The sequence below is a fragment of the Azospirillum formosense genome (genome assembly GCF_013340925.1).
GTDB classification, from domain to species: Bacteria; Pseudomonadota; Alphaproteobacteria; order Azospirillales; family Azospirillaceae; genus Azospirillum; species Azospirillum formosense.
The window spans coordinates 1-11,182 of the sequence record NZ_WHOR01000191.1; the positions used below are offsets into that span (position 1 = coordinate 1).

11 protein-coding genes are annotated in these 11,182 nt (G+C 69.1%); 1 reads left to right on the plus strand and 10 read right to left on the minus strand.

Annotation, left to right across the window (positions count from 1 at the left end; all coding sequences use genetic code 11):
• Nucleotides 1-2,031, plus strand: a 2,031-nt coding sequence (locus GBZ26_RS20870; RefSeq protein ID WP_247884858.1) for an ATP-binding protein, incomplete at its 5' end; no start/stop codon positions are given.
• Nucleotides 2,032-2,051: 20 nt separating this feature from the next.
• Here GBZ26_RS20870 and GBZ26_RS20875 read toward each other — a convergent pair.
• From GBZ26_RS20875 to GBZ26_RS20920, 10 genes are all read right to left on the minus strand, one after another.
• On the minus strand, nt 2,052-2,750 hold the full coding sequence (locus tag GBZ26_RS20875; protein WP_174440488.1) for a class II aldolase/adducin family protein: 699 nt from the start codon (nt 2,748-2,750) through the stop codon (nt 2,052-2,054).
• Between the two features lie 150 nt (nt 2,751-2,900).
• Nucleotides 2,901-3,905 carry a WD40 repeat domain-containing protein gene (locus GBZ26_RS20880; protein ID WP_174440489.1) on the minus strand — a complete coding sequence of 335 codons (1,005 nt, stop codon included), beginning with the start codon at nt 3,903-3,905 and terminating at the stop codon, nt 2,901-2,903.
• An 84-nt stretch (nt 3,906-3,989) separates the two neighbouring features.
• Nucleotides 3,990-4,379: a hypothetical protein gene (locus GBZ26_RS20885; protein ID WP_174440490.1), complete on the minus strand. Its 390-nt coding sequence runs from the start codon at nt 4,377-4,379 to the stop codon at nt 3,990-3,992.
• A gap of 11 nt (nt 4,380-4,390) precedes the next feature.
• A complete protein-coding gene (locus tag GBZ26_RS20890; RefSeq protein ID WP_174440491.1) occupies nt 4,391-5,437 on the minus strand; it encodes a formate dehydrogenase subunit gamma in 1,047 nt (348 codons plus the stop codon).
• A 32-nt stretch (nt 5,438-5,469) separates the two neighbouring features.
• Entirely contained in the window at nt 5,470-5,664 is a 195-nt protein-coding gene (locus GBZ26_RS20895) for a hypothetical protein (protein WP_174440492.1), read from the minus strand.
• On the minus strand, nt 5,661-6,257 hold the full coding sequence (gene fdh3B / locus GBZ26_RS20900) for a formate dehydrogenase FDH3 subunit beta (protein ID WP_038529096.1): 597 nt from the start codon (nt 6,255-6,257) through the stop codon (nt 5,661-5,663). Before fdh3B ends, GBZ26_RS20895 begins: the two co-directional genes overlap by 4 nt.
• Before the next feature lie 20 nt (nt 6,258-6,277).
• Nucleotides 6,278-9,190 (minus strand): formate dehydrogenase subunit alpha, encoded by a 2,913-nt coding sequence (locus tag GBZ26_RS20905; protein ID WP_174440493.1) that lies wholly within the window; start codon nt 9,188-9,190, stop codon nt 6,278-6,280.
• Between the two features lie 15 nt (nt 9,191-9,205).
• Nucleotides 9,206-9,406, minus strand: coding sequence for a hypothetical protein (locus GBZ26_RS20910; protein WP_038529100.1), 201 nt, complete (start codon nt 9,404-9,406; stop codon nt 9,206-9,208).
• A 175-nt stretch (nt 9,407-9,581) separates the two neighbouring features.
• Nucleotides 9,582-10,193: a molecular chaperone TorD family protein gene (locus GBZ26_RS20915; RefSeq protein ID WP_174440494.1), complete on the minus strand. Its 612-nt coding sequence runs from the start codon at nt 10,191-10,193 to the stop codon at nt 9,582-9,584.
• Between the two features lie 290 nt (nt 10,194-10,483).
• Entirely contained in the window at nt 10,484-11,044 is a 561-nt protein-coding gene (locus GBZ26_RS20920; RefSeq protein ID WP_174440495.1) for a DUF3306 domain-containing protein, read from the minus strand.
• Between the last annotated feature and the right edge of the window lie 138 nt (nt 11,045-11,182).

Genomic DNA, 11,182 nt, shown 5'->3' on the forward strand with positions numbered 1-11,182 from the left:
CCCCGCCCCGCGCGCTCCCTTCCGGGGCTCAGCTTTCTGCGTCGCCTGGACGAGTTGACGCTCGCCGCACGCGTCGGGCTGGGCTTCGGCGTGGTCCTGGCTCTGGTCCTTCTGCTGGCGCTGATCGGCGTGGCCTCGCTCTACGGGGTCAGCCGCGAGGTCGGCACCTTCTCCGGTTACGCCGACGCCTCACAGACCGCCGCTGACCTGGACATCGGGCTGCGCGACCTGGAGGTCTCGGTCCGCGACCATCTGGCCGAGGGCGACCAGCAGAGCCTGCTCGACGCCGGGCTGCGCCGCGACGGCCTGCTGGAGCGCCTGACCGCCCTGGCCAACAGGGTGGACGGCGAGGCCGACCGCCGCTCGGTGGAGGGCGCGCGCAAGGCGCTGGACGCCTATTGGAGCGGCTTCGAGGCGCTGGTCGCCCTGCGCGGCGAGCGCGCCCGGCTGACCGAGTCGGTGCTGGAGCCGCAGATTTCCCAGATCCGCGCCGGACTGGGCCGGCTGAAGGACGCCGGCGGCGTCGATTCGGCGGCGCTGGCCGGCGACGCGACCGTCGCCATCCTGATGATGCAGGACCATCTCGGCCGCTACGTGGCGCGGCGCGACGACCGCGACTCGCTGCGCATGCGCGCCGAGCTGGGCAACGCCCGCGCCAAGCTGGCGGAGATGAACCGCTACCTCTGGGTCCCCGGCACCCGCCAGACCATCGACGAGGTGGAGGCGGCGCTGGCCGGGATCGACGGGGTGCTGGACGGGATCGAGGCCTCCCTGTCCGACGAGGACGGGCTGCGCGCCGAGCGGCTGACGCCCAACGCCGCCGCCGTCGCCGCCCACGCGGCGGAGATCCGCCAGCGCAACGACGCCGTGGCGGCCGAGCTGCGCGGCGGCCTGGCCGACCAATCCTGGCGCACGCTGCGCATCGCCCTGTGGGCGGCGCTGGGGGTGACGCTGGCCGGGCTGGCGATGGTCTGGTTCGTCAACCGCCGGGTCGCCCGCCCGGTCGCCGGCATGGCCGCCGCCGTGACCTCGCTCGCCGCCGGGCGGACCGACATCGCCCTGCCGCCGGACGAGGGAGCGGACGAGGTCGCCGCAATGGCCCGCGCCGTCCGCGTCCTGCGCGACAACAGCGCGGAGATGGAGCGCCAGCGCCGGGAGGCCGCCGACCGGCACGGACAGCTTCTGCGCGACAAGGAGCGCGCCGACGCCGCCAACGAGGCGAAGACCCATTTCCTGGTCAACATCGGGCAGGAGCTTCACGCCCCGCTCAACGAGATCGTCGCCTCCAGCCAGTCGCTGATGGGCGAACTGCACCGGCTGGGCGCCGGGGAGCTGGCGACCGACATCGAGCAGATCCAGTGGACCGGCGAGCAGATGCTGACCCTGGTCGACGCGATCCTCGACTATGCCCGGATCGAGGCCGGCAACATGGACGTCGTGCTTCAGGATCTCGACGTGCACCGGCTGCTGATCGAGGCGCGGGAGCGCACGCTGCCCGCCGCCGACCTCAACGGCAACGAGGTGATGCTGCAGGCCGACGCCGCGGCGCTCGGCCAGATGTATTCGGATTTCGGCAAGGTCCGGCAGGCGCTTCTCAACCTGCTCGACAACGCCTGCAAGTTCACCCAGGGCGGCACCGTCCTGCTGGCCGCCGAGCGGGTCGAGCGCGACGGGGAGCCCTGGCTGCGCTTCACCGTGACCGACAGCGGCAGCGGCTTCGCCATCAGCCAGACCGCCCGGCTGTTCCAGCCCTTCGTTCAAGGTGGAGCGGGCCAGGGCGGCAACGGCGCCAAGCGGCGCGGCGCCGGGCTCGGCCTGACGCTGGTCGGCCATTACGCCGCCATGCTCGGCGGCGACATCGAGGTGGCGAGCGAGCCCGGCCAGGGCACCCGTATCACGGTGGCCCTGCCCGCTTACTACCAGCCCCCGGCGGAGGAGCGTCCGCTCCAGGTCGGCACCGCCGGTACCGCCAAGCAGCGTCCGCTGGTCACCGTCGCCCCCCTGCGCCCGGTCGCCCAGCTGGCCTCCTGACAGCCAGCATCTCCTGACCGTCAGGCCTCGCGCGGGCGGGCGGTATCCTCCGGCGCGGCGTCCTCGTCGGGCGGCAGGCCGTACCTCATGCGGCGCATCTTCTCGGCAACGCGCGCGATCTCCTCGGGCGGCAGGATGACCGGCTCGCCCAGCAGATGCGCGTGGAGATACTGGCGCGCCAGCGTCTCCACCTCGACCGCCAGGGCCAGCGCGCCTTTCACCGTCTTGCCGAGCACGATCATTCCGTGGTTGGCCAGCAGGCAGGCCAGCCGCCCCTCCAGCGCTGCCACGGCGTGGTCGGACAGCTCCTGCGAACCGAAGGTGGCGTAGGGCGCGCAGCGGATCGAATCGCCGCCGGCCAGCGCCACCATGTAATGGAAGCTGGGAATGCCGCGGCCATGAACGGCCAGCGCCGTGGCGAAGGTCGAATGGGTGTGCAGCACCACGTCCACGTCGGGCCGCGCCTTCAGGATATCGCGGTGGAAACGCCATTCCGACGAGGGCCGCCGCTGCCCCACATAGGTCCCGTCGAAGCCCATCTCCACGATGTCCTCGGGCGCCGTCTCGTCGTAAGGCAGGCTGCTGGGCGTGATCAGGAAGCCGCCCTCCACCCGAACCGACAGGTTGCCCGACGAGCCCTGGTTGATGCCCGCCCCGTTCATGGCGAGGCAGGTGTCGATGATGGCGCGGCGCTGGGCCGGGTGGGACAGGCTGGTCATGGGCGGCGGTCTCGTTTGCGGAACGGCGGAGTGCCGAACGGGCCATGGGTGAACGGTGCCTGTCAAGAACGGCCGGAGGCCGAACTGAGGCATGTTCCAATTCCCCTCTCCCCGGAGGTGAGAGGGCTACTCATGCCAGCCGCAAAAGCCTCAGGGACGCTCGGCGTCCGCTTTGCCCATCAGGTCCCAGTGGCGGACCACCGCGTCGTAGCCGGCGGACAGGGCGCCCTGCCCGTCCGGGGTGAAGGCGACCGCCAGGACCGGCTTCTCATGGCCGCGGAAGGAGGCGAGCTGCCGCCCGGACGCGGCGTCCCACAGCCGGACGCGCCGGTCCCCTCCCCCGCCGGACAGCAGCATCCGGCCATCGGGCGCGACGGCGACGGAGGTGACGAAGCCGCTGTGCCCATAGAGCGTGCGCAGGAGCGTGCCGGCCTCCAGGTCCCACAGCCGCACCGTCTCGTCGCTCGACGCCGTGGCAGCCAGCCGCCCGTCGGGGGATAGGGCCAGACCGTTGACGCTGCCTTCATGCCCCTCCAATACCGCCTTCTCCCGCCCGGTCGCGGCGTCCCAGACGCGGATCTGGAAGTCGTAGCCGGCGGACACCAGCCGCCCGCCGTCCGGGGTGTAAGCGACGGCGTTCACGTTGGCGCCATGCCCCTCCAGCACCCGCAGCGATACGCCGCTTTCCGGGTCCCAGACGCGGATGGCGAAGTCCCAGCCCGCGGAGGCGAAGCTCCGGCCGTCCGGGGCCACCGCCAGACCGGCGACGGTGCCGGTGTGGCCTTCGAAACGGCGCAGCGAGCGTCCGCTCTCCAGGTCCCAAAGGATGATGGCGGCGTCCCGGCTGCCGGTCAGGGCGCGCGTGCCGTCCGGCAGGAAGGCCACAGAGGTCACCCCGGCGGCGTGCTCGTGAAAGGAGGCGATTTGGGAACCGGACGCGAGGTCCCACAGGATGGCCGAATAGTCCCAGCTTCCCGTCAGGACGCGGGTGCCGTCGGGCGACACGGCGACGGCGTTGACCATGGCGCCATGGCCGATCAGGTCGGCGGCACGGGACAGCAGCGGGGTGGTGAGGGCAGGCGAAGCCGCGGCCAGCGCGAGCAGCCGGCGGCGGGTGAGGCACGGCGGGTTCCCCGGATGACGCCTTCTCCCCATGCCCGAACCGCCTCCCGGAAAGGAAAAGACCGGCAGCCTCTCAGCCGCCGGTCAGGGGGTAACAGGTATCGGCGCTGGACGTTCTCAGCGCCAAGTGTGTCCGCGGGCGACCGCGGGGTTGTTGGAGGTCCGGTTCGGCTCGTAGGTGCCGCCCTGGGGCAGGCTGTAGCCCGCCGCGTGGTGGCGGAAGGGCGGCAGAGCGAGGCCGGTCGCCGCATCGACGGTCAGGGTGTTGACCATGAAGGCGGCGTTGCCGGCGGTCCCCGGCATCATGGCGGCGACCTTGTAGACGGCGGTGCCGTCCTCCAGCGCCGCCTCGGTCACGCGCAGGACCTGCACGTTGTAGGTCTGCTCGACGATCCGCTTCACCTCGTCCGCCGGCTTGGCCGCCGGAGAGGTCTGGGCGGAGGTCTGGGCGGCGGCCGGAGCGGCGACCGCCCCGGCCAGGAGCAGGCCGATCAGGAAAGAACGCATGACGGGTGTCCTCACTCGGCGGGCGCGCGGTGGCGGCCGTGGTGCGAACGCGGAGTCTCGCCCGTCACCTCCTGAACCCACAGCGAGTGGTGCTCGCGCGCCCACTGGAGTTCGACGTCGCCCGTGCCCATGGCGTCGAAGGCGCCTTCCATGCCGACCGAGCCGATGTAGATGTGCGCGATGATGACCGCGGTCAGCACCACCGCCACCGCGGCGTGGATCAGCTGGTAGAGCTGCATGTCGGCCATCGAGGCGAAGGAAAAGGGCCACAGGAGTTGCACGCCCGTGAAGCCCAGCGCCGCGCCGCCCAGCACCGTCGCCCAGAAGATCACCTTCTGGCCGGCGTTGAACTTCTTCGCCGCCGGATGCACGCCCTTGCTGAACAGGCCGCCGGCCTTCAGCGCCCAGGTGATGTCGTTGCGCTCCGGGATGTTGTGCTTCACCCACATCACGAAGATGAGGAGGGTGCCCAGCATGAAGGCGAAGCCCAGGTAGTTGTGGGCGAACTTGCCGTACTGGGTCATCGTGGCGAACGCCTCCGGCCCCAGCAGCGGCAGGACGGTGTAGCGCCCGTACAGCACGTTCAGCCCGGTGAAGGCCAGGATGACGAAGCTGCCGGCGGTCAGCCAGTGCACGCCCCGCTCGAAGGCGTTGAAGCGCTGGATGGTCCGGCCGGTCTTCTGGCCGTCGATCCGGATGCGCCCGCGCACTAGGAAGAACAGGACCAGCAGACCGAGCATGCCGCCCAGCACCCAGCCGCCGTAGGTGGACAGCGGGCCGTTGCGGACCGAGCGCCACAGCTCCCCTTCCGACTGCACCAGCACGCCGGCGCTCTTGTTGGGGATGGAGACGGTGCCCTGCTCGCCGGAGCGGATGCCGCGCCACATGTCGGTCTTGGAGGTGCCGTCGGCCGGCTGGCTGGCGACCGGCGGGAACGCCTCCGCCGCCGAAGCGGAGGAGACGTTGGCCATGACCAGGGTCAGCGCCAGCATGGCGACGCCCAGCAGGACGATGTGCAGCGTCCTGCCGACTCCGCCCTTGGAATGATTCGACGTCATTGCGTCAGCCCTTCCCTTGAGAACCGCGCCAATCAGAAGCGCTGGCCGGCCGAGCGCTGCTGGAGCGCCTGGACCTGATCCGCGGACAGAGGACTGTCCGCGGCGCCGCGGTAGACGCCCTTCTCCGTATGGATCGGGCGCGCCTGCTCCTCCTCGTTGCACCCCGCCAGAAGCGGGGTGACGAGGAGAAGCGCCATCGCACAGACGGTGCGGCGGATCACGGTCAAGACCCCGCCTTCATCTGATAGGCGGTGCCCCAGCCCCAGGCGCCGGACCCGAAGCCGCGGGCGACCACGCGCTCGCGGTAGATGTCCGACACCTTGTCGCCGTCGCCGGCCAGCAGGGCCTTGGTCGAGCACATCTCGGCACAGAGCGGCAGCTTGCCTTCGGCCAGACGGTTGCGGCCGTACTTCCTGTACTCCGCGTCCGTGTTGTCGGCCTCCGGGCCGCCGGCGCAGAAGGTGCACTTGTCCATCTTGCCGCGGGTGCCGAAGTTCCCGGCCTGCGGGTACTGCGGGGCGCCGAACGGGCAGGCGTAGAAGCAGTAGCCGCAGCCGATGCACAGGTCCTTGTTGTGCAGGACCACGCCCTGCTCGGTCTGGTAGAAGCAATCGACCGGGCAGACGGCCTTGCAGGGCGCGTCGGAGCAATGCATGCAGGCGACCGAGATCGACCGCTCACCGGGCTTGCCGTCGTTGATGGTGACGACGCGGCGGCGGTTGATGCCCCAGGGCACCTCGTGCTCGTTCTTGCAGGCGGTGACGCAGGCGTTGCATTCGATGCAGCGGTCCGCGTCGCAGAGGAATTTCATGCGGGCCATGGTGATGAACTCCTAGCGTCTCAGGCCGCCGAGATCCGGCAGAGGGTGGTCTTGGTTTCCTGCATCTGCGTGACCGAGTCGTAGCCGTAGGTCGTGGCGGTGTTCGCCGCCTCGCCCAGCACGATCGGGTCGGCGCCCTGCGGGTACTTGGCGCGCAGATCCTGGCCCTGGTAATGGCCGCCGAAGTGGAAGGGCATGAAGGCGACGCCGCGGCCGACACGCTCGGTCAGCATGGCCTTGACCTTCACCTTGCCCTGCTCCGCACCCTCGACCCAGACCATCTGGCCGTCCTTGATGCCGGCGTTGTTGGCATCGAACGGGTTGATCTCGACGAACATGTCCTGCTGCAGCTCGGCCAGCCAGGGGTTCGACCGGGTCTCGTCGCCGCCGCCCTCATACTCGACCAGACGGCCGGAGGTGAGGATGATCGGGTACTCCTTCGACACGTCGCGGTCCTGGATCGACTTGTAGAGCGTCGGCAGGCGCCAGGACTTGGTGTCCTTGTAGGTCGGGTAGCTGGCCACCAGATCGCGGCGCGGCGTGTAGAGCGGCTCGCGGTGCACCGGCACCGGGTCCGGGAAGTTCCAGGCGACGCAGCGGGCCTTGGCGTTGCCCGGCGGGTTCAGGCCGTGCTTGATCGCCACGCGCTGGATGCCGCCCGACAGGTCGGTGGTCCAGGACACCGCGCCGATCTTCTCGCCGCCGATCTTCTTGATGACGGCCATCTCGGCCTCGGTCAGCTCCCCGGTCCAGCCCAGCTTGTCGAGCATGGCGTAGGTGACTTCCGGGTAGCCGTCCTTGATCTCCGACCCGACCGGGTAGGAGCCCTCGGCGAGCAGCGTCACGCCGTTGCGCTCCACGCCGAAGCGCGCGCGGAAGGCGCCGCCGCCCTCGGCGACCGGCAGGGAGGTGTCGTAGAGGTTGGCCGTGCCCGGATGCTTCATCTCCGGCGTGCCCCAGCAGGGCCACGGCAGGCCGTAATAATCGCCGTCGCACGGGCCACCGTTGGCGCGCAGCGTGGTCTTGTCGAAGGTCGCCTGATGCTGCATGTGCAGCTTCAGCCGCTCCGGCGACTGGCCGGTGTAGCCGACCGACCACATGCCGCGGTTCCACTCCCGCGTCGTGTCCTCGATGTCCGGCTCGGTGCCGTGGAGCTTGATGTTCTTGAACATCGGCTCGGCGAAGCCGAACTTCTTGGCGAACAGGTACATGATCTCATGGTCCGTCTTCGCCTCGAAGAGCGGCTCCATGATCTTGTCGCACCACTGGACCGAGCGGTTGGACGCGGTGCGCGACCCGACGGTCTCGAACTGGGTGGCGGCGGGCAGCAGGTAGAAGTTGTCCTTGCGGTCGGACAGGACGGCGGTCATCGTCGGGAACGGATCGACGACGACGAGCAGCTCCAGCTTCTCCATCGCCTTCTTCATGTCCGGAAGGCGGACCTGGCTGTTCGGCGCGTGGCCCCAGAAGACCATGCCCTTGATGCTCTCGGGCTGGTCCATGTTCTCCTTGGCTTCCAGGACGCCGTCGAACCAGCGGGACACCGGGATGCCGGTGGCCTCCATCAGCTTCTTGTCCTTGAAGCGGGCCAGGACCTCCTCGTACGGGACGTCCCAGACGCGCGCCCAGTGGCGCCACGCGCCTTCCGCCAGGCCGTAGTAGCCGGGCAGCGAGTCCGAGGTGACGCCGAAGTCGGTGGCGCCCTGCACGTTGTCGTGGCCGCGGAAGATGTTGGTGCCGCCGCCCGTCACGCCGACGTTGCCCAGCGCCAGCTGCAGCACGCAGTAGGCGCGGGTGTTGTTGTTGCCGATGTGGTGCTGCGTGCCGCCCATGCACCAGACGAGCGTGCCCGGACGGTTGGAGGCCAGCGTGCGGGCGACGCGCTTCAGCTGCGAGCCCGGAACGCCGGTGACCTTCTCAACCTCTTCGGGAGTCCACTTGGCGACCTCGGCGCGGATCTCGTCCATGCCGTAGACGCGCTTGGCGATGTACTCCTTGTCCTCCCAGCCATTCTCGAAGATGTGCCAGAGGATGCCCCAGATCAGGCCGACGTCGGTGCCGGGGCGGAAGCGGATGTACTCGTCGGCCTTGGCCGCGGTGCGGGTGAAGCGCGGATCGGCGACGATCAGCGGGGCGTTGTTCTGCTCCTTGCCCTTCAGGATGTGGAGCATGGAGACCGGGTGCGCCTCCGCGGCGTTGGAGCCGATGAAGAACATCGCGCGCGACTTCTGGATGTCGTTGTACGAGTTCGTCATGGCGCCATAGCCCCACACGTTCGCCACGCCGGCGACGGTGGTGGAATGGCAGATGCGGGCCTGATGGTCGACGTTGTTCGTGCCCCAGAAGGCGGCGAACTTGCGGATCAGGTAGGCCTGCTCGTTGCTGTGCTTGGCCGAGCCGAGCCAGAAGACCGAATCCGGGCCGGACTTCTCGCGGATCGCCAGCAGCTTGTCGCCGACCTCCTGGATGGCCTGGTCCCAGGAGATCCGGGTCCACTTGCCGTCCACCATCTTCATCGGGTAGCGCAGGCGGCGGTCGCCGTGGGCGTGCTCGCGCACCGCGGCACCCTTGGCGCAATGGGCGCCCAGGTTGATCGGGCTGTCGAAGCTCGGCTCCTGGCCGATCCACACGCCGTTCTGCACCTCGGCGGTGACCGTGCAGCCGACCGAGCAGTGGGTGCAGACGTTCTTGACCAGCTTGACCGGCGCGCCCGCGGCGGGGGTGGCGGTCACCGCCTCGGCCTTCTTCACCATGCCGAAGGGCATGCTGGCGGCGATGGCGGCGCCACCGGCGGCGATGCCCGAGGTGCGGAGGAACGAACGACGGTCGACGGTGTTACCGGTCAGGCCGGAAACCATCTTCGACAGCGAACGGCCGTTGGCCGTGGCGAGCGAACGGCCGCCGGAAGCAGCCGCCTTCTTCTTTGTCAGCATGTGCGGCGGTCCTTCTTAGAAGCGGCTCAGTTCGTAGACCGTCCGGACATGGTCGGTCTCGCGGTAGCCCTGGGCGGGGGCGGGCTCGGCGGCCTGCACCGGCTCCGCACCCGCCACGGCGCCCACGGCGGCGGCGCCCAGCGCGCCGACGCCCAATCCAGCCGCGCGGAACAGGTCGCGCCGCGCCAGCGTGGTCTTTTCCTTCTTGTCCGTCATAGCTTCACCCTATTCTTCGCGGCTTCCCCGAGACTGAAGACCGATGTGCCGCCCGGTTTCCGGGCCTTGTTTTGAGCGTTTCCGGACCGGCCTTGTCGTGGACCGGTCTCGTTGTTTGCTGTCTGTACGGCGACGGTGCCGGTGTGCGGTCGGGCCGCCCCGTCACGCCGCCCGATCACGCCGCCATGTCGAAGGCTTTCCCCTCGACCTCCAGATACCGGTGACCCAGCGTGCCCACCGCGCGGTAGAAGGCGGCGGACGGCGTGGTTTCCAGATCGGTGAAGAATCTGCCGGCCCAGGAGCCGATGTGACGGTCGAAGAAGCGGCGCTGCGCCTCCAGATCGGCCGGTGCGTCGAAGGCGCCGGTGATCAGACCCGCCATCATCTCGGCCAGGGCGGCGATGTGGTCTTCGGGTTCCTTCACCTCGTCGGCGCGGGCGATGCCCAGCAGCGCCATGTCGCCGCGCAACTCGGCCAGCGGCTTTTCGTGAAGGAAACCCGTGAGATAGTAGGAACCGTAGGGGGACAGGATGCCGCCGCCGACGCCGATGAAGAGGGTGTTGAATTCCTCCTCCACCGCGGCGGCGTCCGTGCCGCGGGCGGCCTCGGCCAGACCGTGCAGCGCCTGCCCGAGCGGGCTCGGGTCGCCGTCCAGCGTCGACAAAGCGGCCAGGAACTCCCCGCCGGGCGGGCGGGCAAGCAGATGCGCCAGCAGCGCGTAGATCTGCGCCCGCTGCATCTCCTCCGGCGGCAAGGCCGACGGATCATGTTCACCGGTCACGGACACGGCGTTCATCCCTCCCGACACGACGAAAGGACCAGATCGGCAAAACTCCGGCACCCGGCCCCACCCGTCGCGACAACGGCGGCGCATTGGCTCGCCCGTTGCAGGCTCACGGCGTCATGGGCCGGCGCCCGAGACGCCCTGGACCGACAACCTCATATTGCACCTGCGAAAAGCCTCGCCATATCAGGGGCTTAACGTTCAGGATGGGGCTATTAAAGGGCAGATTCGCGGTGTTTGTCAACAAAGGTTGACTCAGAAGTGTGCTTACCGCGACTTGGGTTGGACTATCGCTATGCTCTTTTTATCATATCGATACCCGGTTTCGGCGAAGCAGAGGGGATCTGCTCGGGCTCCGAACCTTCGGGAAGCGCCACGATTTCTTTCCCGTCTTCATCGACGCCCCCGTCCGCGGCCGTCCCGCCGGCTCCTTGCTCCGCCTTTTCGGCCGCCTCCTCCGCGGCGTCGAGGAAGCCCTTGCCGACGCGGTAGAGCGTCTTCACCGGCGAGGATCCGGTGAACAGGCTGGCGTAGTCGTCGGCGTAGTCCTTCAACCCGTCGTCGTTGGCGAAGACCGGGTCGGAGGTCCACAGCTTGCGCAGCGCCTGCCGGTGCAGGTCGTCCGGAACCTCCGCCCGCAGGAAGGGGGTGAAGTCGGACTCCAGCGTCAGCTCCTCCACAGGGGGGAGGTCCTCCAGCGGGTCGTCAGCTTCAGGCGCGGCTTCCGGCTCGATCGTCGCCTCCACCGGGAGTTGCGCGGGCGGTTCCTCAGGCAGAGGTTCCACCGGCTCCGGGGCGGGGGCGACGGGCTGCCGCTTCAGGCGGGACCAGCGGGGGCTGTCTCTTATCAACATCTCCGCGCCCACGAGAGTAAGGCGCAAATCGTATGTCCTCCTCTGCTTGTTCAACGCAAACAAACGAGCTGAAATCTGCATTTGTGCAAGTGTTCGAGATTTTGATGGCACGGTCTGTACGGAAGTTATAGAAAATCA